The 22,164-nt window shown below is 71.8% G+C and carries 19 protein-coding genes, 2 tRNA genes and 2 pseudogenes; 9 read left to right on the top strand and 14 right to left on the bottom strand.

What is annotated here, in order from left to right; all coding sequences use genetic code 11:
• The first annotated feature begins 34 nt into the window (after positions 1-34).
• Together DJ69_RS12345 and DJ69_RS12350 are read left to right on the top strand one after the other, a co-directional pair.
• Positions 35-583, top strand: coding sequence for a UPF0146 family protein (locus tag DJ69_RS12345; protein WP_099255879.1), 549 nt, complete (start codon positions 35-37; stop codon positions 581-583).
• Positions 584-656: 73 nt separating this feature from the next.
• Complete coding sequence (locus tag DJ69_RS12350) at positions 657-1,520, top strand: TIGR01548 family HAD-type hydrolase (RefSeq protein ID WP_099255880.1); 864 nt, start codon at positions 657-659, stop codon at positions 1,518-1,520.
• 5 nt (positions 1,521-1,525) lie between these two features.
• Here the strand turns inward: DJ69_RS12350 and DJ69_RS12355 are convergent.
• Positions 1,526-1,601 (bottom strand) — tRNA-Ile (locus DJ69_RS12355).
• Positions 1,602-1,735: 134 nt separating this feature from the next.
• Positions 1,736-1,808 (bottom strand) — tRNA-Asn (locus DJ69_RS12360).
• Positions 1,809-1,981: 173 nt separating this feature from the next.
• On the opposite strand from DJ69_RS12360, the gene cca reads away from it, so the two are divergent.
• Complete coding sequence (gene cca / locus DJ69_RS12365; RefSeq protein ID WP_099255881.1) at positions 1,982-3,370, top strand: CCA tRNA nucleotidyltransferase; 1,389 nt, start codon at positions 1,982-1,984, stop codon at positions 3,368-3,370.
• Positions 3,371-3,427: 57 nt separating this feature from the next.
• Here the strand turns inward: cca and DJ69_RS12370 are convergent, their stop codons facing one another.
• Together DJ69_RS12370 and DJ69_RS12375 are read right to left on the bottom strand one after the other, a co-directional pair.
• Positions 3,428-3,796 carry a hypothetical protein gene (locus tag DJ69_RS12370; RefSeq protein WP_099255882.1) on the bottom strand — a complete coding sequence of 123 codons (369 nt, stop codon included), beginning with the start codon at positions 3,794-3,796 and terminating at the stop codon, positions 3,428-3,430.
• Positions 3,797-3,898: 102 nt separating this feature from the next.
• Positions 3,899-5,099: pseudogene (locus DJ69_RS12375) on the bottom strand (ATP-binding protein).
• Between the two features lie 155 nt (positions 5,100-5,254).
• On the opposite strand from DJ69_RS12375, the gene DJ69_RS12380 reads away from it, so the two are divergent.
• On the top strand, positions 5,255-5,731 hold the full coding sequence (locus tag DJ69_RS12380) for a DUF7382 domain-containing protein (RefSeq protein ID WP_099255883.1): 477 nt from the start codon (positions 5,255-5,257) through the stop codon (positions 5,729-5,731).
• Here the strand turns inward: DJ69_RS12380 and DJ69_RS12385 are convergent, their stop codons facing one another.
• The 7 genes from DJ69_RS12385 to DJ69_RS12415 all read right to left on the bottom strand — a co-directional run bounded on the left by DJ69_RS12385 (position 5,732) and on the right by DJ69_RS12415 (position 12,738).
• Positions 5,732-6,526 (bottom strand): protein-L-isoaspartate O-methyltransferase family protein, encoded by a 795-nt coding sequence (locus DJ69_RS12385; RefSeq protein ID WP_099255884.1) that lies wholly within the window; start codon positions 6,524-6,526, stop codon positions 5,732-5,734.
• A gap of 70 nt (positions 6,527-6,596) precedes the next feature.
• Positions 6,597-7,229, bottom strand: coding sequence for a protein-L-isoaspartate(D-aspartate) O-methyltransferase (locus DJ69_RS12390; protein WP_099255885.1), 633 nt, complete (start codon positions 7,227-7,229; stop codon positions 6,597-6,599).
• Positions 7,230-7,331: 102 nt separating this feature from the next.
• Positions 7,332-7,757, bottom strand: coding sequence for an Hsp20/alpha crystallin family protein (locus DJ69_RS12395; protein ID WP_099255886.1), 426 nt, complete (start codon positions 7,755-7,757; stop codon positions 7,332-7,334).
• Positions 7,758-7,874: 117 nt separating this feature from the next.
• Positions 7,875-8,408 (bottom strand): Hsp20/alpha crystallin family protein, encoded by a 534-nt coding sequence (locus DJ69_RS12400; protein WP_099255887.1) that lies wholly within the window; start codon positions 8,406-8,408, stop codon positions 7,875-7,877.
• An 89-nt stretch (positions 8,409-8,497) separates the two neighbouring features.
• A complete protein-coding gene (locus tag DJ69_RS12405; RefSeq protein WP_099255888.1) occupies positions 8,498-10,006 on the bottom strand; it encodes a stage II sporulation protein M in 1,509 nt (502 codons plus the stop codon).
• 47 nt (positions 10,007-10,053) lie between these two features.
• Complete coding sequence (locus tag DJ69_RS12410; RefSeq protein WP_099255889.1) at positions 10,054-11,499, bottom strand: MATE family efflux transporter; 1,446 nt, start codon at positions 11,497-11,499, stop codon at positions 10,054-10,056.
• Between the two features lie 123 nt (positions 11,500-11,622).
• Positions 11,623-12,738 (bottom strand): ATP-binding protein, encoded by a 1,116-nt coding sequence (locus tag DJ69_RS12415; RefSeq protein WP_099255890.1) that lies wholly within the window; start codon positions 12,736-12,738, stop codon positions 11,623-11,625.
• Between the two features lie 95 nt (positions 12,739-12,833).
• On the opposite strand from DJ69_RS12415, the gene DJ69_RS12420 reads away from it, so the two are divergent.
• Both DJ69_RS12420 and ilvA read left to right on the top strand, forming a co-directional pair.
• A complete protein-coding gene (locus tag DJ69_RS12420) occupies positions 12,834-13,280 on the top strand; it encodes a gamma-glutamylcyclotransferase family protein (protein ID WP_099255891.1) in 447 nt (148 codons plus the stop codon).
• Between the two features lie 247 nt (positions 13,281-13,527).
• On the top strand, positions 13,528-14,739 hold the full coding sequence (gene ilvA / locus DJ69_RS12425; protein WP_099255892.1) for a threonine ammonia-lyase: 1,212 nt from the start codon (positions 13,528-13,530) through the stop codon (positions 14,737-14,739).
• Between the two features lie 63 nt (positions 14,740-14,802).
• Here ilvA and DJ69_RS17930 read toward each other — a convergent pair whose 3' ends face one another.
• The 3 genes from DJ69_RS17930 to DJ69_RS12435 form a co-directional block, all read right to left on the bottom strand.
• The gene (locus DJ69_RS17930; RefSeq protein ID WP_144050438.1) at positions 14,803-14,940 is read right to left on the bottom strand and encodes a DUF7560 family zinc ribbon protein; all 138 of its coding nucleotides are present in this window, start codon (positions 14,938-14,940) and stop codon (positions 14,803-14,805) included.
• Positions 14,941-15,017: 77 nt separating this feature from the next.
• On the bottom strand, positions 15,018-15,773 hold the full coding sequence (locus DJ69_RS12430) for an ABC transporter permease (RefSeq protein WP_099255893.1): 756 nt from the start codon (positions 15,771-15,773) through the stop codon (positions 15,018-15,020).
• Complete coding sequence (locus DJ69_RS12435) at positions 15,770-16,855, bottom strand: ABC transporter ATP-binding protein (protein ID WP_099255894.1); 1,086 nt, start codon at positions 16,853-16,855, stop codon at positions 15,770-15,772. The genes DJ69_RS12430 and DJ69_RS12435 overlap by 4 nt, the downstream gene beginning before the upstream one ends.
• A 147-nt stretch (positions 16,856-17,002) precedes the next feature.
• On the opposite strand from DJ69_RS12435, the gene folP reads away from it, so the two are divergent.
• The 3 genes and pseudogenes from folP to DJ69_RS12450 all read left to right on the top strand — a co-directional run.
• Positions 17,003-19,606 carry a dihydropteroate synthase gene (folP, locus tag DJ69_RS12440; RefSeq protein WP_099255895.1) on the top strand — a complete coding sequence of 868 codons (2,604 nt, stop codon included), beginning with the start codon at positions 17,003-17,005 and terminating at the stop codon, positions 19,604-19,606.
• Positions 19,607-19,642: 36 nt separating this feature from the next.
• Positions 19,643-21,079 (top strand): DHH family phosphoesterase, encoded by a 1,437-nt coding sequence (locus DJ69_RS12445; RefSeq protein ID WP_099255896.1) that lies wholly within the window; start codon positions 19,643-19,645, stop codon positions 21,077-21,079.
• Positions 21,080-21,220: 141 nt separating this feature from the next.
• A pseudogene (locus DJ69_RS12450) lies at positions 21,221-22,164 on the top strand (NAD(P)/FAD-dependent oxidoreductase); the annotation flags it as partial.

A 22,164-nucleotide genomic window follows, 5' to 3' on the forward strand; every position in this document is an offset into this window, starting at 1 on the left:
CGCTTATGACCGCCGCAATCATAAAGCCCGCGCCGTGGTCTCACTCTCTCGCCGGGCGCTGGTCGACGAACTCGCCGAACACGACACCCTCGTCGAGGTCGGCGTCGGCGACCGACCCGAAGTCGCGAGAGCGCTCGCAGAGCGGGGCTGTCGCGTCGTTGCCGTCGACATCGAACCGGGGGATCGAACCCGGTCGGCCGCGAGAGAAACCGACAGCGGATCGGTCGCGGGGTCGCTTCGGATCCGCCGGGGGAACGTGCTCGCGCTCGCGGACGGGGAGCCGGAACGCGACGCCGAGCCGCTGGTTGACGAGAGCGGCCGCATCACGGGTGAGGCGGCCGATCGTGTCGCGACCGATGCGGACGGCCGCGCGGCGGTCGACGCGGTGTACGCGTGTAACCTGCCGGCCGAGATCCAACGGCCGACCGTCGCGCTCGCCGACCGTCTCGACGCCGTCTGCGTGTTCACCACCCTCGGGTTCGAGGAGCCGGTCGTGCCGGTCCGACGGCGCACGATCGAGGGGATCGTGCTGTACGTCGCACGCGACGGCGACCGCGAGGGGCGATCGGCCGACCCCGTGTGAGGCGGGAGTCCGAGGGGCGCCCGATTCGACGAGAACCCGGAACGTTCTTTCCCGCTCCTGCCAGCCTACGGGTATGCAGGTCGACGCAGTCGTCCTCGACATCGACGGGGTGTTGGTCGACGTGGCGGACTCCTACCGGCGGGCGATCATCGAGACCGTCGAGCGGGTGTGTGAGAAGACGATCGATCGCGACGGCGTCCAGGCGTTCAAGGATGCCGGCGGGTTCAACAACGACTGGGAGCTGACGAACGCGGCCGCCCTCTACGTGTTGGCCCGCCGCGAGGGGCTCGGGATGGACGTCGAGACGTTCACCGACCGGGTGGCCGAGGGGGGCGGCGGGCTCGGCGCCGCGAAGGCGGTCGTCGGCGACCTCCCCCGGGTCGCACAGGCGCGGGTCCGCGACCAGTGGGACACCGACCTCCTCCGCGAGACCTTTCAGGCGCTGTATCTGGGCGAAGATCTGTACCGCGAACTGGAAGGCGGCGAGCCGCCGCTGTCGGCGCCGGGGTATATCCACGACGAGCCGACGCTGATCGACGCGGAGACGATCGCCGCCCTCACCGACCGGTTCGACGTGGGCGTGCTGACGGGACGGCCCGCAGCCGAGGCGGAGATCGCCTTAGAACGCGTCGGCCTCGACGTGCCCGACGACCACCGGTTCACGATGGACGACTGGGAAGAGGGGAAGCCGCACCCGCGGGCGCTCGTGGAGCTCGCGGAACGGTTCGACGCCGACCGCGTCGCCTTCGCCGGCGACACCCTCGACGACGTGCGGACCGCGCGCAACGCCGACGACGAGGACCCGAGCCGCGTCTACTACGGGATCGGCGTCCTCACCGGCGGCCTGACCGGCGACGAGGGACGCCGGAAGTACACCGAGGTCGGCGCCGACGCCGTCATCGAAGACGTGAACGGGCTCGTCGAGCTGTTGGAGTAAAAAGATGGGCCTTGCCGGATTTGAACCGGCGATCACTCCGTTATGAGCGGAGGGCTTTGAGCCAGACTAAGCTAAAGGCCCGTGGTGCGGGCTAAACGGGACGAGCCCTTTAGCGTACCGAATCGGTGTGATCGCCGGACGGGACCGGGAGTGAACTTGTCGATAGAAAGCCGGAGTCGTCACCAAACGGTATGCGGAGTAGGAACGGAAAGAGGCGCCGAAGCCAGGACTCGAACCTGGGACCGCCTCGTTAACAGCGAGGCGCTCTACCAACTGAGCTACTTCGGCTCGATTCAGCGTACTCGATTCGTTTTGATAGGGCTTTCGTTTCCGCCCGACCCGAGTGCGATCGGTTGGCGCACCCAGATCGCTCCCAGCCGCCGTCTCCCGATCGACTCGCAGAGCACGCCACTCGCCCGGTGACCGACACGTTTTCGGCCGGACCGCGAGAAGCGAGTTTCATGGACGATCTCGAGGCGGTGCTGTCGCGGGTGCGCGACCGAGTGGTGCCCGAGCCCGCTGAGCGCGACCACCTGCGGACGGTCGCCGCCGAACTCGCCGAGCGGACGCGAGCAGCGATCGCGGACCTCCCGGTCGACGCCGACGTGGTGCAGGTGGGGTCGACCGCCCGCGGCACGTGGGTCTCCGGCGACCGCGACATCGACCTCTTCGTGCGGTTCGACGCCGACCTCGACCGCGAACAGCTGGAGGAGTACGGGCTCGCCGTCGGCCACGCCGTCCTCCCGGACGGCCACGAGGAGTACGCCGAACACCCCTACGTGAAGGGGACCCACGAGGGGTTCGACGTGGACTTGGTCCCCTGTCACGACGTCGAGACCGCCGGGGACCTCGTCTCCGCCGTCGACCGCACCCCGTTCCACGACGCGTACCTCTCCGCGCGGCTGGACGACGATCTCGCGGACGATGTCGTGCTCGCGAAGGCGTTCCTGAAAGGGATCGGAGCGTACGGGAGCGACCTCCGCACCGAGGGGTTCTCGGGGTACCTGACCGAGCTGCTCGTCCTGGAACTCGGGGGGTTCGTCCCCCTCGTGGAGTCCGCCCGGAGCTGGCACCCGCCGGTGGAGTTCGACCCCGAGGGGCACGCCGAGCGGACCTTCGACGACCCGCTCGTCGTGGTCGATCCGACCGATCCGACGCGGAACGTCGCGGCCGTCCTCTCGGCGGCGAACCTCGCGCGGTTCCAACACTACGCCCGCGAGCTGCTCGCGGCGCCGAGCGAGGACCCGTTCGAGCCGGCTGACCCCGCCCCGCTCGACGCCGGTGACGTCCGGAGCCATCTCGATCGACGGAACACGACGCCGGCCGCCGTCGTGTTCGACGCTCCCGACGTGGTCGACGACCAGCTGTGGCCGCAGCTCCGGCGGTCGCTCGACGGGATCGTCCGGGGGCTGAACAAGCGCGGGTTCGACGTGCTCCGCGCGCGTGCGATGACCGACGCGGAGGGCCCCGATCGCGAGGGGGGCGGCGCCAAGCGCGCGGCGCTGTACGCCGAACTGGAGGTCGCAGAGCGGCCGGCGGTGGCGCGCCACGAGGGACCGCCGGTCGCGGTGCGGAAACACGCCGCGAGCTTCTACGAGTCGTACGCCGACGACGTGGATCCGGAGACGTACGGCCCGTTCATCGACGGCGATCGCTACGTCGTCGAACGAGAGCGGGAGTTCACGACGGTCCGCGAGTACCTCGAGAGCGACGCGGCCGGCGACGTGGCGCTCGGCGCGCAGGTGGAGCGGGAGTTCGCCGAGCGCGACGTGCTGGTCGGCGACGCGGTCGCGACCCTCGCGCCGGCGTTCGGGGTGCCGCTCAGGGAGTTCTACGAGCCGCACCCGTGAGCGCGTGGCGGGAGCCCGAGAGCCGAGAGTGAGGAACGACTTGACGAGAGAGGGGGGCTACCGAGAGAGTCGGTCCGAGACGAGGTAGACGAGCGCGACGAGCGCGACCAAGACGGCGCCGATCGCCGACATGAACGCCGCGACCTGCGGAAAGACCAGCCAGAAGGCGACGTAAAACGAGAACGCGAACGCGAGCAGGCCGGCGATCATGACCCCGCGGGTCGGGTTTTGGACGGCCGCAACGAACGCGCGCTGGGGGAGCGAGAGGGTCCCGAAGTCGATCGGCGCGTCCGCCGAGTCGGGAGAATCCGCCGCGTCGGCGGTAGCTGCGGCGTCGGCGGTGCCGGGGGCATGGGGCTGGGCGTCCGCGGGCGAAGCGTCTGCCGTGGACCCGTCTGGGGCGCTTCCGTCCTCGTCGTCGGTCACGAGACCCAGTAGGGCACGGAGGCGCCTGTACCTGTCGTTCCCCGAGGTCCGATCAGGCGGACTCCTGACGGCGTCCGTTCCGCGTCGGCGCGCCTCCGGCGGTTATCTCGGACCCCCCGAATCCGCAGCGCATTCCGGAGATCCGTCTCCGGGGGGCTCCCCCGCGACCGCGGCGGTCCGGCTCGCGCGGGGGCTCCCGCCGCCGTGCGGGGTCCGGCGCTCACGGACGCGAACGGTGTGTGCCGTTTCCGTCGCGTCGTCGACGACGAGCGCTTCGCCGGTGTCGGTCGGAAGCCGCGAGGCGAGGTCGCCGGCGAGGTAGGTCGCCTCGGCCTCGGCGAGCCGATCGAGGTCGCGTTCGGCGGTGAGACGATGGGCGACGATCAGGTCCGACTGGGAGACTGCGACGCTCGGCACCGCGCCGGGACGCTGCGTCGCACAGACCAGCGAGACGCCGGGCGCGCGACCGCGGGTCAACAGCGTCCGGAGTGCTGGGTCGGCGACGCCGCCGAAGAAGGCGTGCGCCTCGTCGATCAGGAGCCACGGGAGGCGGTCGAGGTCGCCGTCGATCCGGGCGTCGTAGAGTCCCCGAGCGACCGCCCGGACGACCGCGGCCGCGGCCGCCTCGGGGACGCCGGCGAGGTCGATCACGGTCGGGTCCCCGCCGGCGAGACGGGTGACCGGCGGCGCGGTCGCGTCGAACACGCCCCACGACTCCGCGAGTCGGAGGTGGTTCGTCGCCGCGCGCCGGTCCGCCGCGGGCGCGTCCGCGTCGTCGACACGGTCGCGGAGCGTCGCAAGCGAGAGGGGGGGGGTCCGCCTCCTCCCGGTCGTCTCCGGCGTCGGTGGCGGCGTCGAAGGCATCGGCGACGACTCGCCACGCCAGGCTTCCCGGGCCGCTCGCCGGGTCGAGCCCGAGCAGGTCCGGCCACGCCTCCGGCGGGATCGCCGTCGGTCGGATCCGCGGTTCGACGACCCGTCCGCCTGCGGCCCGGAGCCCACCGAAGACGCCCATCGGATCAACCACGATCGGCGCGACGCCGCGCGAGGCCGCGAGCCCCTCCGCGAGGACGCCGAGCGTGTACGACTTGCCGGTGCCCCGCTTGCCGAAGACGACGCCGGCGTGTGGCGTATCCGCGTCCACGCCGACACCGGCTCCCGCGCTCCCGTCGCGCGCGAGGAACGATCCGAGCCGAATGGTCGGGAGACGGCCGCCGGCGGTTTCGCCGTCCGCTCCGGCGGGAGAACTCTCGTCGGGGCCGGCTCCACCGTCCGAACCGGCTTCGCGTCCGAGCACGTGCATAGCCGCGGTGCGCCCGGTATCGCACAAAAGGCCCGGGGAGAACGCGGTCGGTAACAGCCCGCCGGAGTGACGGTCGCGGGCGAGAGACGGTTCCCCCGACCCGCTCGGTCGACCCCGTCCAACTATTTATCAGTGATACCGCGGCCACCGGCGGTATGCCGCACTCGAAACGGGACGGACGCACCGCGAACAACCGATCGTTCCGCGCAGACCGACGGGCGATCGAGGGGTTGCCGGTCAGGCTGGTCATCGCGCTCGTCGTCGGCGTCGCGAGCCTCAGCGTGATGATGGGGATGATCGGCGATATCGAAGGGCTGTCGGCGACGGAGCTCGACGCGCAGCCGCAGCCGGAGGTGACGACGCCGGGCGACCAGTCGCTCGACGTCGCCGTCCTCGATCCGGACGGCTCCCGCGTCGCGGACGCGACGGTAATCGTCCGAAGCGGATCGGCACAGATAGACGGCGTCGCCACCGGAACGACGAACGAGGACGGGATGGCGACGGTCGATGTCGACCCGGAACTGGGGCCGAATCAGCCGGACGGCACCCTCACCGTCGAAGTGAAACCACCCGCGGAAGGCGACTACGTCGACGAGCGCGGGAACACGGAGGTGCTGGTGGTCGCGGAATGATCAGAGGCGGTCGTCCCAGTCGATCCAGTCCTGCTCCCAGCCGTGCCGCGCGAAGTGACCCTGCTCGGCGCGCTCGGCGTCCTCGCGGCGGGTGCGGTTCCGCTCGACGCCGCGCTGCTCGCCGTCGACGAGCATCGGCTGGAGGCGGGCCGGACCGGCCGTTTCGACCGTCCGGAACCCCGTCGGGGCGGTATCGTCGTCGATCGCGTCGTCGGTCGCGTCTCCCGCCGAGTCCGGCTCGATCGCGGCGATCGTTTGCACCGCCGTCCCGCGGGGGTAGACGATCCGGCCATCGTCGGCGAGCTGCTCGCGGAGCGCGCGCGGCGGCTCGACGACTCCGGCCTCGAGGAGGATCCGGTCGTACGGGGCGTATTCGGGGAGCCCGTTCGCCCCGTCCCGCCGGTCGACGAGGACGGCGTCGTATCCGGCCGTCGAGAGGTTCGACCGGGCGAGCGCGACCGCCCCGCGGTCGATGTCGACGGCGTGGACGTGCCTCGCGCCAGCGATTTCAGCGAGCAGCGCGACGGAGTAGCCGACGCCCGCGCCCACGACGAGCACCTCGTCGCCCTCGTCGGCGTCGAGCGCGGCTAACAGCCGCACGACCGTCGCGGGCGCGAGCGACCGGTCCCCGTTGCCGCCGCCCCGGCCGGTCTCGCCCCCGGCCGTCGAAGCGTCGTCGACGAACGGGTCACGTGAGACGCGTTGGAGCGCCGCTAACACGGGCTCGTCCAGCGTCTCGCCGATCTGGTGTTCGAGCCCCTCGATCATGTCGGCTCGAAGCGACGCCTCGTCCATAGCGTGGCTCGGTGCTCGGCCCTCTAAAAGCGCTCGCTCGGTGTCGTGCCGCGTGTCACCGAGTCGCCCGTCACCGCATCGGAACGAACCGGACACCGCCGTGGTCCTCGCGGTCGACGCCCTCCGCTCCGATCGTCAGTCTGACGAGCCGCTGCGCGCCGGCGCGACCGACCGGCGCGACGACCCGGCCGCCCGACCGCACGCGCTCGACGATCTGGTCGGGGACTGCATCGGTCGGCGCGCAGGTCAGATACGCGGCGTCGAAAGGCGCTTCGTCGCGGAACGCCGTTCGCCCGTCGCCGGCCTGGACGGTCACGTCGTAGCCGAGCCGCCGGAGCCGTTCGCGGGCCGATTCGGCCAGCTCCGGGACGTACTCGACGCTGTACACGTTCCCCGGGCCGACGATCTCGGCGACGACGGCGGCGTGGTAGCCGCAGCCCGTACCGACCTCCAACACTCGGTCGCCCGGTCCGACATCGAGCAGGTCGGTCATGAGCGCCACCATATGCGGCGCGCTGATCGTCTGATCGTGGCCGATCGGGAGCGGCCGGTCGGCGTAGGCGCGCGATCGGTGGCCCTCCGGGACGAACGCGTGTCGCGGTACCGATCCGATCGCCGCGAGCGTCCGCTCGTCGACATCGAGCCGGCGACGGAGGCTGGCGACGAGGTCGCGACGGGCAGCTTCGTGGTCGGCGTCGTCCATGGGTCGTCGTAGCACGCGAGGCGTGGAGAAAGTGTTGGCGTGAGAAGGGGGGCGGGGACGAGAACGGAGATGAGAACGAAGATGAGAACGAACGCGGGGAGCCTACGCCACGTCGATCCGGTGGCCCTCGTCTGCCACGTCGGCTGTCTTCGGGAGCGTGACGGTGAGCACGCCGTGGCGGTACGTCGCGCTCGCGTCCTCGTCGACGACGGGTCCGGGGAGGTCGACGGATCGGGTGGTGGACTCGTGGCGCCGCTCGCGTCGGAGGTAGCGACGGTCCGCCTCGTGGTCTCCGTCCTCGCGCTCCGTGTCGCGCTCGGCGGTGATCGTGAGCCGTCCCTCCGTCGCCCGCACGTCGATGTCCTCGCGGTCGTACCCCGGGAGGTCGGCCATGACGACGAACTCGTCGTCGTACTCGGCCACGTCGATGTCCGTCGTTCGGAGGTCACGCCCCCACGCGCGGTCGCCGCCGAAGGAGGCGCGGCCGAGGAACTGCTCGATCTCGTCGAAGGGGTTTGTTCTGTTCATGGTCACCTATAGAGACGCGTTCAGTGGTATTAAAGACGACAGGATAGCTGATAGCTCGTGTCAGCCGGCTCGGAAGACGCGAAGCGACGGCGACGAGAGAGCCCGAACCCTGACCGGTCAGTTCACGTCGATGCTGTGGCCGGCGGAGTCCGACGACGCCCGTTTGGGAAGGGTGACGGTGAGCACGCCGTCGTCGTACGAGGCGGTCGTGCCGTCGCGTTCGACCGGTTCGGGGATCGGAACCCGGCGCGACACCGAGCGGCGGCGGCGTTCGTGGCGGTGGTAGCGAACCGCCGCGTCGCCTCCGGCCTCAGAGCCGACGCCCGCGTCGTCAACGCTGTCTTCGTCTCCGGCCGCGTCGGCTTCGCCGACCGTCGCCTCCGCGTCCCGGGTCTCCTCGCGGGTGGCCGCGATCGAGAGCGCGTCGTCGTGAAGCTCCACCTCGATCTCGTCGGCGTCGTAGCCGGGGAGATCGGCGAGCACGGTGATCGACTCGTCGTCCTCGATCACGTCGACGGCGACGTCGCGGGCCCCGGGGAATCCGGGCACCTCGGGCCCCGGCGCGTCGAGCGTGCCGCCCAGCTCCTCGAACTCCTGTCCCATCCGTTCGAGCAGGTCCTCTATCTCGGTGAAGGGATCGCGTCGCGTCATACAGGACAGGATTCGGCGCGGAGCGACTTGAACGTACGGGCGGGTCGCCGAGCAGAGGGGAGCGACGGCGACGCGGCGAGGAGGCGACCTCAGAGGAACGGCCGCCAGTAGTACGGGCTCACGAACCCCTCGATGAACGCGGCGACCGCGATCAGCGCGCCGACTCCCACCAGCACCCAGAACGCGCGTTCGAGCACGTCGGCGAACGCCTCGTGAGACAGGCGACCGCGGAACGTCCGCCACGAGACGATTCCGAGGTGGATGCCGAGGGCTCCGGAGATGAAGAGCGCGGGGATTTCGAGAACCCCGTGCGGGACGACGAACGCCACCAGCGCGGCGAGGTTCTCCTCCAACGCCGCGACCGCGCCGAGCGCCAGCCCGTTGAACGCGATCGACGAGATCGCCGGGATCACGAGGGCGACACCCCCGAGGGAGGTCGCGATCGCCACCGACCAGTTGTTCCCGAAGAAGTTGAGCGCGGCCGCCGGCGGGAGATGGCCGACCAGCCGCGAGTCGATGGACGTGGTGACCGCGCCGACGAAGGGGTCGGCCGCGAGCCACCCGACCGCACCAAATCCGACGCCGACGAGGACCGCGACCGCGTGTAACCCCGGCGTTCGCCGGACGAACCCGGTCATCTCACGCCAGCCGCGGCGGACGCCGTCGAGGAATTGGTCGCGGAGGCGAGCGTCGACCGGGTCGACGGGCGCGACCGCACCGCGGTGGTCGCCGTACAGGACGGTCTTGAGCAGGTCGAGCGCGGGGGCGGCGACGACCGCGCTGGCGAGCGCGACGACGGCCCCGCCGCCGAAGAACGCGAGCGCGGACGCGGCCGAGGAGATCGCGACGAGCACGCCGACGGCGACGACGAGGTACGCGAGGGCGTCGACGGGGTTCGATCGGATGAACCCGGCGGCCCCCTCGACGGCGCCGATCACCCCCGTCTCGTCGACGACGACCGCGGCCGGCGCGAACGCGAACACCGCGCGGACGAGGAGCAGGACGACCAGTCCGACGAGCAGCGCGACGAGCGCGACGAGCGCGCCGAGGAAGGGGTTGACGAGGGACGCCCCGCCGACGGCGACCCCGGCGAGCAGCAACACGCCGGCCCACAGCAGGACCTCGGCGACGTAGAGGCCGAGGAACGTGAGCCAGCGTCCTCGCACGCCGGCGATTCCGGCGGTGAGCCCGCGACCGCCGCGGACGCGGCCCGCGACCGCCGACATCTGTCCGGCCGAGACGGCGGCGTACGTCAGGATCGCCAACAGAAGCGTTGCGGCCGTGCCGAGGGTGAGAAGGAGGATCGCGGTCGGCGACGCGAGGGGTTCGAGCGCCGGGGCGACGCCCTCGGCCCACGCCTGGACCGCCTCGGGGTCCTGCGTGTCGGGCGGCGTCAGGTCCAGGTCGGCGAGCGCTCGGCGCGCGTCGGCGAGCCGACCGGTCAGCTCGTAGTGGAGGTACGTTCCGGCGACCGCAACGAAGAGGCCAACGCGAGCGACGACGGGGATCGCCGTGCCGAGGAGGTAAAACGGGAGCAGGTCGGCGGGACGCCGTCGGAGGGTCGACGCGGTAGCGGAGACCGCGGAGGACAGGTCCATGCGAACCGGTTCGGCCGTCTGATACTTAAAAACCCGAGCGGTGGGGGTCACTCGGAGGTGCGATCGGCCGGTTCGGTCCGCTCCGAACCGTCCGCCGGCGACGCGTCGCCGGCCTCGTCGCTCCCGCGCTCCGCCATCATCTCCGCGGCGCGGCCGGCCCACCCCGAGTAGCGGAAGCCGACGATGACGACGAGCGCCATCCACGCGTACGCGAGGAACACGCCGACGTACGCCCCCCGGGGGCCGAGTCCGGCCGTCCGCCCGAGCAGCCACGACGCGCCGAGAAAGAGGCCGAACATCCCGGAGACGCGAGCGACGAGCGGGACCCTGGTCTCGCTCGCACCCTGCAGCGCGCCGGAGAGCGCGGAGAAGCAGACCAAGGCGGCCCCGGCGACGCCGTAGACGCGAGCGAAGTCGACCGCATACGCGATCGTCGGACCGTCGTCGGTAAAGAGCGGAACGAGCCGGGGCGCGAGCGCGACCAGACCGAGGCCGATCGAGCCGACCGTGAGGACGCCCAGTCCGGCGACCGCCCACCCGTTAAGCCGGGCTTCGTCGGGGTCGCCGGCGCCGAGCGACTGCCCGACGAGCACCGAGGCGGCGACGTTGTACCCCCGCGAGAGCGGGCCGGTCACCTGTTGGTACACCCGCCACCCGATCTGGAACCCGGCGTTGACCGGCTCGCCGAAGCCCAAGAGGAGCGCGTTGAACGGGAACTCGGCGAGCTCCGAGCCGAACCCCTCGAGCACGCGAGGGGCGCTCACTCGGAGGAGCTGGCTCGCGATCGTGAGGTCGCGGGGGCGCGCGAACGACGCTTCGGTCCACGGGCCCCAGATGGCGAAGCAGAGGAGCCCGGCCGTGAGCACGTTGGCGCCGGCGGTCGCGAGGCCGACGCCGACGACCTCCAGCCGCGGGAGACCGAACAGGCCGAGCCCGAGGACGACCGACCCCGCGATGTTGACGGAGTTGGCGGCGACGTTGACGTACATCGGCGTGCGGGTGTCGCCGGTCCCCTGGAGCGCGCGGGCGGCGACCAGGGCGACGTGGCGTGCGGGGGCGGTCGCGAAGACGATCGCGAGGTACGTCGACCCGAGCGCGACGACGGCCGGGGAGGTTCGATCGCCGACGAGCCGCCCGAACACGTCGATCGCGTACTCGCCGAAGAAGAGGCCGAAGAACACGAAGGGGATCCCAGCGAGCGCGCCGACGAGGATCGCTTGCGTCACCGCCTCGTCGCGCGTGTCGGTCGCGCCCGCGCCGGTGTCCTGCGAGGAGAGCGCGATCGCCCCGCCGCCGAGGCCGAGCCCGATCCGGAGGGGAAACCGAGCGTAGAGGTCGGCGAGCCCGATCGCGACCACGGCCGCCGGCGAGAACAGCGCGGTGACGAGGATGTCGGTCGTCCGCATCGCGGTGCGGAACGTCTGCTCGGCCATGACCGGCCACGCGAGCGCGAACACGCGCGTCCAGACGCGCCGCAGCCGCGAGAGGTCCATGTGTCACCGCGGAGGGCCGGACAGGCTTTCACCGTATCGGAGGCGGAGAGCGCCGCCGGACGCGACCCGTCAAGCGCCGGACACCGTCCCCCTCCGGCTTCGTTCACCCCTTCGTCGCGGCCCCTACCGCGAGCCCGCACGTGGGAGCGTCACCGTGATCCGCGCACCGCCGTCGTCGGACTCGCCGATCGAGAGGTCCCCGTCGTAGCTGTCGATCAGGGTCGAGACGATCCGGAGGCCGCCCAACGCATCGTCCTCGGCCGCTCCCTCGCCGAGCAGCGAGTCGCGGTGTTCCGGGGGGATCCCCGGACCGTCGTCGGCGACCGTCAGCGAGACGTTGTCATCGCCGACGCGGACGACGACCCGGACGGTGACATCGGGGCGGCCGTGTTCGATCGCGTTCTCGACGAGGTTGTCGACCACCGAACGCAACCCCTCGTTCGCCCGGACCGGCGCCGTGTCGGCGATGTCCGCGTCGATCGTCACTCCGCGACGGTCGGCGACCCCGGCCAGCACGTCTCGCGTCGTCTCGGCGAGGTCGACGTGTCGGAGCGGTGCCCGTCCGAGGAGGGCGTCAGCGACGGCGCCCGTCGCCTCGATCCGGTCGAGGCCCTCGTCCGCCTTCCGCGCGATGACGGCCGACGTGGACGAGGGGGCGTCGAGAGCTGAGTCTGGCGGGGAGTCGGAGCCGAGCCCGCCCGGCGGCTCGTCGGCGCTGGGGGCCGCTCCCCCGTCCATCAGGTCGGCGTACCCGCGGATCGCGGAGAGGTCGTTCCGGAGGTCGTGACGGAGGAGACGGTTCACGAAGGAGACGGCCCGCGTCGCGTCCCGCGCGCGCTGGGCCTCGGCCGCGCTCCGGACCGCGTAGTAACCCGCAACCGTGCCGGCTAACGCCCCGGCGCCCGCGGCGACCAGAAGCGGGAATGCGGGCTCGACGAGCCGGCGCCCCTCGAACGCGCGAACGAGGAGTGTCGCGCCGATCGCGCCGACCGCCGTGAGCCCTCCGGCCACCGTCCACCGGGCGATACGGCGCTCCTCGTCCGGAGAAAACCCCATCGCAGCGATCCGGTAGCCGGCGTAAACGACGGCGGCCGCGATCCCGCCGTCGAGCGCAAGCGCGAGCAGCGGCCCGGTAGCGCCCGTGACGGATCCGATCTCGAAGCCGTGATGGGCCGTCGAGGCCAGCAGCAAGAGCGCCCCAATTCCCGCGACAACGCGGTGACCGCGGGGTCGATACATGCCGTCACTCACCGATGGGATGGGGAAAAATCGTTTGGATTGGAGGCGGAGAGCGCCGCCCGAACGTTGAAGCGTGCGAACGACGCACACAGCCTATGGACGTCTTCGTGTACGGGACCCTGACCGAACCGGAGCGCGTCGCCGGGGTGCTCGACTCGTACGTGTACGTCGGCCCCGCGACGCTGTTCGGACTCCACCTCGTCGAGGGGCAGTACCCGACGCTCGCGCCGAGGGGAGAGACCGCGGGACGGCTCCTCCGCACCGAGGAGCTGGACGCGCTCGACGCGTACGAGCGCGTCGGAGAGGGGTTGTACCGCCGGGTGGCGATCCCGCTCGAAGCGCCCGACGGACATCCGGACGAGGCTGCGGTGTACGTCGGCGACCCCGACAGGCTCGACGCGGACGCGACGTGGCCGGACGCCGGAGACGGCGGCGACCGCGACGATGCCGGAGGAGACCGCGGCAGCGACGAGTACGGGTTCGCCGATCGGGTCGACAGCTACCTCGAACGGGAAGCCGTCCGGGTGCGCCTGACCCCCTGAGATCGCGTCTGACGGAGGGATGACGGCGCCGCAGTCGTGCGTTTTCACTTTCACTCCGCTAGCCCTACCTTTTTGTATTCGGCACGTCTCGTTTCACTTGCACGTCACACGCGTGCATTCCCCCTTTCACAGACGGCGAGCCTGTGGCTCGGTTACGGACGGCGAGCCCGTGGCTCGCCTCGTTCGACGGCGAACCGCGACGGAACGGACCGGAACCAATTAGCGGCCGGCGCGGCGACACCGGGGTATGATCAGCCTCTCCGACGTTCGCGACGCGCGCGAGCGCGTCGACGAGGTGGCCCGGCACACGCCCTTGGAGCGGTCGCGGAGCTTCTCCGAGATGAGCGGCGCTGACCTCCACCTCAAGCTGGAGAACTTCCAGCGCACCGGCGCGTTCAAGATCCGCGGGGCGATGAACCGGATCGCCACCCTCTCCGACGCCGAGCGCGAGGCCGGCGTGGTCACCGCGAGCGCGGGGAACCACGCGCAGGGCGTCGCGCTCGCGGCCGACCGCGCGGGCGTCGACGCCACCGTCGTGATGCCGAAGTTCGCGCCCGTCTCCAAGGTGAAGGCCACCCGCGGGTACGGGGCGAGCGTCAGGCTGGAGGGCGTCGACTACGACGAGGCGCAGGCGTACGCCCACGAGCTCGAACGCGAGGAGAGCCGGACGTACGTCCACGCGTTCGACGACCCCGTAGTGATGGCGGGACAGGGGACGCTCGGCCTGGAGATCGTCGACGACTGCCCCGAGCTCGACACGGTCGTCGTCCCGATCGGCGGCGGCGGGCTCATCTCGGGCGTCGCGGTCGCGATCAAAGAGCAGCTCCCGGACGTGCGGGTCGTCGGCGTGCAGGCCGAGGGCGCGGCCTCCGCCGGCGAGTCGCTGAAAACGGGCGAGGTCCACGAGATCGACAGCGTCGACACGATCGCCGACGGGATCGCCACCCGATCGATCGGCGAGCAGACGCTCGACGTGATGACTGAGTACGTCGACGAGGTCGTCACGGTCGACGACCGCGAGATCGCCTTAGCGCTCACGCTCCTGTTAGAGCGCGCGAAGACGCTCGTCGAGGGGGCCGGCGCGGTCGCGCTCGCGGCCGTCCTCTCGGAGGCGTTCGAGTACGAGGAGGACGAGACGATCGTCGCCGCGCTCTGCGGCGGTAACATCGACCTCAACCGCCTCGGCACCGTGATCCGGCGCGGGCTGGTCCAGATGGGCCGGTACCTCAAGATCACCATCGACCTGAAGGACCGGCCCGGCGAGTTAGAGCGCGTCTCCAGCATCGTCGCCCGCACCGGCGCGAACGTGTACGCCGTTCACCACGACCGCACGTCGCGAGACGTCGCCGTCAACGCCGCGGAGCTCGAGCTGGAGCTGGAGACCGACGACGCGGAACACGCCGCCGACATCATCGACGCGCTCGAAGCCGACGGCTACGTGGTCGAAGTGCTCTCGTGATCGCAGACGACTCCGGGGAACCGACCGACCGAGAACGCCACCGACAACGACGCGTCGGCCCCGCTACTCGTCGCCGAAATCGTCTTCGCTCGCCGCGGTCGTACAGACCGGACAGCCGGTGTCGAGGATCGTCTCCCGCATCTCGTCGTTGACCTCGATGGTCTGCGTGCAGTCCGAGCAGGTGAATTGAACGGTGGGCACGCTTGCTCTCGTTGTCGGAGACGGCGTCGGGCGATATAAATGACCGGCTTCCGGGTCGTTGCCGCGCGATCCCGCTCTTACTCGGTCCGGGGGACCGCGTACGCCCCGAGCGCGAGGAACGCGACAGCGAGCGCCGAGAGGACCGCCAGATCGCCGAGCCACGGCCCGGGCTCGTGGATGATCGCTCGCGTCCCCCGCGCGAAGTACGTCAGCGGCGAGGCCGCGACCGCCGGCAGGAACCACTCCGGCAGCAGTTCGGGCGAGACGAACGTCTCCGAGAGGAACAGAAGCGGGAGCGCGACCGTGTTGCTCGCGGCGATCACGCCGTCCTGCGAGTCCGCGAGCGCGCCGAGCAGCGCGCCGAGCCCGCAGAAGAGCGCCACCGCGACGGCGACGAAGACGGGGAGGGCCGCCAGCGCGGGCGAGACCACCGGTTCCGCGTCGGTCACGGCCAACACGAGGCCGAGGATGAGCAGGCTCGCCGCGCCGATGATCGCGACGTTGACCAGCGTGTGCGCGAGCAGCCACTCGGCGCGCGAGAGCGGCGTCGTCGCCAGCTTCTCGAACCGGCCGCCGTCGCGGTGGCGAGCGATCTCGGAGCCGACCCGCGACAACGGCGTGAACAGCACGACGACCGCGAGGTAGCCGGGGATGTAGTAGCCCGCTGGCTCCGCGAACAGCCCGCCTCCGGTCGGCTGCGTCTGGACCAGCGCGCCGAAGATCATCACGAGGATCACGGGGAAGAAGAAGGTGAAGAACACCGCCGTCCGCCGCCGGAGGAACGACCGCGCCGCCGCGCTCGCCTCGGTCGCGATCCGACCGACGCGGCTCATCGGTCACCCCCCTCCGACGCGAGCTCGCCGAGATCCCCCGTCCGCGGCGAGTACTCCTCTCCCGTGAGCCGGAGGTACACGTCCTCCAGCGAGGGTTCGGACCACGCGAGCGACTCGAAGGCGACGCCGGCGGCCTCCAGCGCGTCGACCGCGTCGCCGATCTCCTCGGGCCGAACGCCGCGGATCCGGAGACCCTCACTGGTGGATTCGACCGCCGGCACGTCCTCACCCGCGGCCGCGGGCTCCCCAGTCGATCCGCCCGAGCGTTCCGCTCGGAGCGTCTCTCGGATCGCCTCGACGTCGGCCTCGGCGGCGGGATCGTCGAGCGTGACCGCCAGCCCGGGGTCGCCCCCGTGAGCGGCGATGAGTTCGTCGGGGGCGCCGACCGCGACGACCGCGCCGTCTCGGAGGAGCGCGACGCGGTCGGCGAGCCGCTCGACCTCGTCCATCGCGTGGCTCGTGAGGAAGACGGTCGTGCCGTCGCCGGCGAGCCGCTCGATCAGCCGGTGGATCGAACGCCGGCCGGCCGGGTCGATCCCGGTGGTCGGCTCGTCCAGAAAGAGGAGGTCGGGGTCGTTGACGATGGCGGTGGCGACGCAGGTCCGGCGCTGCTGGCCGCCCGAGAGCGACTCGTACCACGCGTCGGCGTCGTCGGCCATCCCGACGTCGCGCAGGACGGACGCGGTGTCGCGCGACGCGTCGTACAGCCCGCCGTAGTAGTCGACCAGCTCGGACGCCGTGAGCCGCTCCGGCGGGTCGAACGACTGCGGGAGCAGGCCGATCCGCTGCGGGTCGACCTCGCGCGGCGGAACGCCGAACACCCGCAGGTCGCCGTCGGCCTCGGTCGTCCCCGTCAGCGCGCGGACGAGCGTCGTCTTCCCCGCGCCGTTGGGACCGATGAGCCCGAACACCTCGCCGGGCTCGACGCGGATGTCGACGCCGTCGAGCGCGTCGACCTCGCCGTACGACTTGCGGACGCCCTCGCCGACGACGACCGGGGCGGTGCCGGCGGCGTCGGGGGCGTCGCGGTCCGGCTCCCCGTCCTCGGCCGCGGACGCCGTCGCGGCCGCAGTCTCGTTCATGCGAACGAGTCGGGGTGCCGCGCGCGTAAGGGTTGCTCTTCCGGTCGGGCGGGGGGAAGGCGGACGAGAGTGGAAGGGAACGGGAAACAGCCGGGACGGCGCTCCCGGTCCGTTACGCCTAAGCGACGGCGAGCCGACCCACGGCGTATGCACTACCACGAGGCGGCGGCGTTCCTCTTCGACCTCCGCCGCTTCTCGGTGAAGCCGGGGACCGAGCGCGTGGCGGCCTTACTCGACCGGCTCGGGAACCCGGAGGAGGACGTGTCGTTCGTGCAGGTCGCGGGATCGAACGGGAAGGGGAGCACGGCGCGCATGACCGAGTCGGTCCTCCGAGAGGCCGGGCTCTCCGTCGGCCTCTACACCTCCCCGCACCTCTCCGCGCTCGCCGAGCGGGTCCGAGTCGACGGGCTGGCGATGACCGAGGACGCGATCGCCGACTTCGTCGAGGAGGTGAAGCCGTGGCTCGTCGAGCGCGCCGCCGCCGGCGAACCGCTCACCTTCTTCGAGGTCGTCACGGCGATGGCGATCCGCGACTTCGCGCGCCGCGAGGTCGACGTGGCCGTCTTGGAGGTCGGGCTCGGCGGCGAGTACGACGCCACGAGCGTGGTCGACCCCGTCGCGACCGCGGTCACCAACGTCTCGCTCGAACACACCGCGGTCCTCGGCGACACGATCGCGGAGATCGCCCGCACCAAAGCGCGGATCGCCGACGCGGGCGCCCCCCTCGTCACCGCCTGCGAGGGCAAGGCCCTGTCGGTCGTTCGCGAGGTCGCCGCCGACGCGGGCGCCGCGGTCGCGACGGTCTCGGGAGCGGGCGAGGACAGCGAAGCCGCCGACGAAGACCCCGCCATCTCCGTCGCCTACGAGGGCCGCGTGAGCCCGACCGACGCCGAGGTGACGCTGTCCGGCGAGGCGGCCGGAACCTACCGGATCCCGCTCGTTGGCGACCATCAGGCGACGAACGCCGGGATCGCGGTCGCGCTCGCCCGGCGCACCGCAACCGCCCTCGGTGACGGGAGCGACGCCGACCTCACCGACGCCGCGCTCCGCGACGGGCTCGCGCGGGCGACGTGGCCCGGCCGGTTCGAGGTGGTCGACACGGAACCGCTGACGGTGCTCGACGGCGCGCACAACCCGGCGGCCTGCCGGACGCTCGCGGGGACCCTCGCCGAGTACGACTACGATGACCTCCACCTCGTGTACGGCGCCATGCACGACAAGGACCACGCGAGCGCCGCGAACGCGCTCCCCGACGCCGCCTCCGCGATCACCTGTCGCCCCGACCTCGACCGCGCGGAGGACCCCGAGGTGTTGGCCGCCGCGCTCCGGACGGCGGGCGTCGGCAACGTGACCCCCGGGGGCGACGTGGCCGCCGCGCTCGACGCCGCTGTCGAACGCGCCGCCCCCGGCGACTGCGTGCTGCTCGTCGGCTCGCTGTTCGCGGTCGCGGAGGCCCGCGCGGCGCGCATGCGGACCGTGACGCCGCGGCGGATGGGGGGCGGAACGAGTCCCGCCGCGAACGCGGCGCAGGCGCTCGACGCCGGGGGGGTTCCCGCCGGGGACGACTCTGGCGTTGGCCGACGCGAGGCGATCGACCACCGCGTCCTCTCACTCCGGCTCCGCGGCGACCGCGCCGAGCGGATCGCCGCCGCCCTCCGCGAGGCGGGCGGCGACGCCGCGATCGGCGGGCTCGGCGCCGGCGGGGGACGGGTCCCCGGCGGCGAGCGCGTGCCCGTCACGCTGGCGGGGACGGTCGCGGAGTACCGCGACCTGCTCGACCGGCTCCGCGAGCGCGAGGGCGACGGGTTCGCGGGCGTCGCGGACGACATCGCCGACCGGCTCGGGATCGGCGACGGCGACGAACCGGCCGCCGCCGGACCGACCGCCGCCGACTACCCGTGGACCGACGGCACCGCGGTCATGGGCGTGCTCAACGTCACGCCCGACTCCTTCCACGACGGCGGGCGACACGCGGGCCTCGACGACGCGGTCGCGGGCGTCGAGCGAATGGCCGAGGCGGGCGTCGACATCGTCGACGTGGGGGGCGAGTCGACGCGACCCGGCGCCGAACCTGTGCCGGTCGACGAAGAGATCGACCGAGTCGTCCCGACCCTCGAAGCGATCGAGTCCGTGCCGGCGGTCGCCGACGGCGACGTGCTGGTCTCGGTCGACACGCGGAAGCCGGCTGTCGCGGCGGCCGCCCTCGACGCCGGCGCCGACATCATCAACGACGTGACCGGGCTGGCCGACCCGGAGATGCGCGAGGTCGTCGCCGACGCCGGCTGCCCGGTCGTGGTGATGCACAGCCTCGACGCGCCCGTCGACCCGACGAACGACCCCGAGTACGACGACGCGGTCGACGACGTGATCGCGGCGCTCCGCGAGCGCCTCGCGCTGGCCGAGACCGCCGGGATCGACCGGGAGAACGTGATCGTCGACCCGGGGATCGGCTTCGGCAAGTCGGCCGCCGAGGCGTTCGAGCTGATCGACCGCGTCGGGGAGTTCGACGCGCTCGACTGCCCGGTGTTGATCGGCCACTCGCACAAGTCGATGTACGGGGCGGTCGGCAGAGCGCCGGACGACCGCGAGCACGCCACAGTCGCCGCGACCGCGCTCGCGGCCGACCGGGGGGCCGACATCGTCCGGGTCCACGACGTTGCCGAGAACCGCGCCGCGGTCGACGTCGCCGCCGCGGTGAACGGCTCGCGCTCCGAGAGCGGAGCGTCGGCGGGGAGCGACCCCGACGAATGACGGCAGCGTTTTGCGTCGCGACCCCCTCGCGCCGATATGGCCCGGCGTCTGCTGCTCGGCTGTAGCGCGGTCGGGAACACGCTCGTCGAGCGCACCCGCGACTCGCGCGGCGAGCTCATCGCGATCACCGACGACACCGGGTGGGCCTCGACCCTGCGCGACCGCAACGTCGCCACCGTGGAGGACGACCCGACCGATCCCGCGACGTATCCCGACAGCGCCGCGGTCGTGCTGGTCGCCAGCGACGACCCGGAGCGAAACGTCGCCGCCGCGGAGGCCGCCCGACGCTGCTACCCGGACGCGATGATCGTCGCACACGTCGGCACGGATCCGACCGCGGCCCAACAGGACGCGCTGGAGGCGGTCGCCGACCGCGTCGTCGACCCGGTCGAGGCCGTCGTCTCTCGCGTTCGCGAGGCGACCGGCGCCGACGCCGACGAGGAGCCGGTCCGGCTGTTTCGCGTCCTCCGTGACCTCTCCGGCCCCCTGCTCGTCGTCGCCCACGACAACCCCGACCCCGACGCCATCGCGAGCGCGCTCGGGCTGACGCGGATCGCCGAGTCGGTCGGCGTCCCCGCGGACGCCTGCTACGGCGGCGAGATCGCTCACCAGGAGAACCGCGCGATGGTGAACCTGCTGGACCTCTCGCTGCAGACCTTCGACGGAATCGACCTCGACGACTACGGCGGGGTCGCCCTCGTCGACCACTCGCGCGCCGGGATCAACGACAGCCTCCCGGAGGGGTATCCGGTCTCCATCGTCGTCGACCACCACCCGCCGAGAGGCCCCGTCGCGGGCGAGTTCGTCGACATCCGACCGGACGCGGGCGCGACGAGCACGCTGATCGAGGAGTACCTCTCGCGGCTCGGCATCGAGCCGGACCAGCCGCTCGCGACCGCCCTCCTGTACGGGATCCGGATCGACACGAAGGACTTCACGCGGTCGACCTCGATCCCCGACTTCGAGGCGGCCGCGTCGCTGTCGGCGTCCGCCGACGAGTCGACGCTCGAACGCGTCGAGAGCCCGAGCGTGAGCCCGGAGACGCTCCGCGTGCTCGCCCGCGCGATCGAGGGGCGAGACGTGCGCGGCTCGACCGTCGCCTCCTGCGTCGGCGAGATCGGCGACCGCGACGCCCTCGCGCAGGCGGCAGACCGCCTCCTCGATCTGGACGGGATCACGGTGACGTTCGTGTTCGGCTACATCGACGGTGTCATCTACGGCTCTGCACGGGCCCGCGGCGCGGACCTCGACGTGGGCGAACTGCTCCGCGACGCGCTCGATCCGGTCGGCTCCGCCGGGGGGCACGCGACCATGGCCGGCGCGCAGGTCTCGCTCGGCATCTTACAGGAGGTGTCCGACGAGGAGTCGCTCGAAGACGTCGTCGAGGCGTTCGTCGCCGGCCGGTTCTTCGAGGCGCTCGATGACGCCCCCTCGCCGCCGACGGGGGCACTGCGGGAGTTCCCGACCGACTGAGGTCGGTTATCCCCGGATTCCGGCGCGTTCCGCCGCTTCGACGCCCGACTCCCCGCTGTCGCGGCGGGCGCCTCGCTCGGTTTCCCGTCACTCGCGCCCGAGGGCGCAACCTACATACTTCGCGACGGCGAATCGGTACGTATGACCGACGACGTCGTCGAACACCGCCGACTGATCATCGCCGGCACCGGTATCGCGGGACTCTCCGCGGGAATTTACGCCGCGCGGTCGAACAACGACCCCCTCCTCATCGAGGGCGACGAGCCGGGCGGGCAGCTCACGCTCACCACCGACGTGGAGAACTACCCCGGCTTTCCCGAGGGAATCTCCGGGCCGGAGCTCATCAACAACATGAAAGAGCAGGCGACGAAGTTCGGCGCCGAGACCCGAAACGGGGTCATCGTGGACGTGACCAAAGAGCCCGCGGGCCACTTCCGCGTCGAGCTCTCCGACGGCGACGTCTACACCGCCGACGCCTTCGTCACCGCCTCGGGGGCCAGCGCCCGCACGCTCGGCGTCCCCGGCGAAGACGAGCTGATGGGATACGGGCTCTCGACGTGTGCGACCTGTGACGGCGCGTTCTTCCGCGGCGAGGACATGCTCGTCGTCGGCGGCGGCGACGCCGCGATGGAGGAGGCGAACTTCCTGACGAAGTTCGCGGACACCGTCTACGTCGCCCACCGCCGCGAGGAGTTCCGCGCCGAGGACGTGTGGATCGAGCGCACGATGGAGAAGGTCGAGGACGGCGAGATCGAACTCCTCCTCAACACCAAAAAAAAAAAACGCGGCCACCGCCGACGAGGTCGACGAGTACGACTTCGACGTGGGCGCCGTCTTCTTCGCCATCGGCCACACCCCGAACACGGACTTCCTGGAGGGGACGGGGATCGAGACCGACGACGACGGCTACCTGATCACCAAGGGCGGCCGCGGCGGGAACCAGACCGCGACGGGCGTCGAGGGGCTGTTCGGCGCGGGCGACGTGGTCGACTTCCACTATCAGCAGGCGGCCACGGCCAGCGGGATGGGCGTGAAGGCCGCGCTCGACGTCGACGAGTACCTCACCGAGCGCGAGCGCGCCGGCG

It is taken from the genome of Halorubrum persicum (assembly GCF_002727125.1).
GTDB lineage: Archaea > Halobacteriota > Halobacteria > Halobacteriales > Haloferacaceae > Halorubrum > Halorubrum persicum.

Coding starts and splice junctions, on each gene's coding strand:
- DJ69_RS12395 (WP_099255886.1), bottom strand. CDS start 7,757: ATGAACAGAACAAACCCCTTCGACGAGATCGAGCAGTTCCTCGGCCGC.
- DJ69_RS12400 (WP_099255887.1), bottom strand. CDS start 8,408: ATGACGCGACGCGATCCCTTCACCGAGATAGAGGACCTGCTCGAACGG.
- DJ69_RS12385 (WP_099255884.1), bottom strand. CDS start 6,526: ATGGACGAGGCGTCGCTTCGAGCCGACATGATCGAGGGGCTCGAACAC.
- DJ69_RS12380 (WP_099255883.1), top strand. CDS start 5,255: ATGCCGCACTCGAAACGGGACGGACGCACCGCGAACAACCGATCGTTC.
- DJ69_RS12405 (WP_099255888.1), bottom strand. CDS start 10,006: ATGGACCTGTCCTCCGCGGTCTCCGCTACCGCGTCGACCCTCCGACGG.
- cca (WP_099255881.1), top strand. CDS start 1,982: ATGGACGATCTCGAGGCGGTGCTGTCGCGGGTGCGCGACCGAGTGGTG.
- DJ69_RS12435 (WP_099255894.1), bottom strand. CDS start 16,855: ATGAACGAGACTGCGGCCGCGACGGCGTCCGCGGCCGAGGACGGGGAG.
- DJ69_RS12350 (WP_099255880.1), top strand. CDS start 657: ATGCAGGTCGACGCAGTCGTCCTCGACATCGACGGGGTGTTGGTCGAC.
- DJ69_RS12420 (WP_099255891.1), top strand. CDS start 12,834: ATGGACGTCTTCGTGTACGGGACCCTGACCGAACCGGAGCGCGTCGCC.
- folP (WP_099255895.1), top strand. CDS start 17,003: ATGCACTACCACGAGGCGGCGGCGTTCCTCTTCGACCTCCGCCGCTTC.
- DJ69_RS12415 (WP_099255890.1), bottom strand. CDS start 12,738: ATGTATCGACCCCGCGGTCACCGCGTTGTCGCGGGAATTGGGGCGCTC.
- DJ69_RS12445 (WP_099255896.1), top strand. CDS start 19,643: ATGGCCCGGCGTCTGCTGCTCGGCTGTAGCGCGGTCGGGAACACGCTC.
- DJ69_RS12390 (WP_099255885.1), bottom strand. CDS start 7,229: ATGGACGACGCCGACCACGAAGCTGCCCGTCGCGACCTCGTCGCCAGC.
- DJ69_RS12410 (WP_099255889.1), bottom strand. CDS start 11,499: ATGGACCTCTCGCGGCTGCGGCGCGTCTGGACGCGCGTGTTCGCGCTC.
- DJ69_RS12430 (WP_099255893.1), bottom strand. CDS start 15,773: ATGAGCCGCGTCGGTCGGATCGCGACCGAGGCGAGCGCGGCGGCGCGG.
- ilvA (WP_099255892.1), top strand. CDS start 13,528: ATGATCAGCCTCTCCGACGTTCGCGACGCGCGCGAGCGCGTCGACGAG.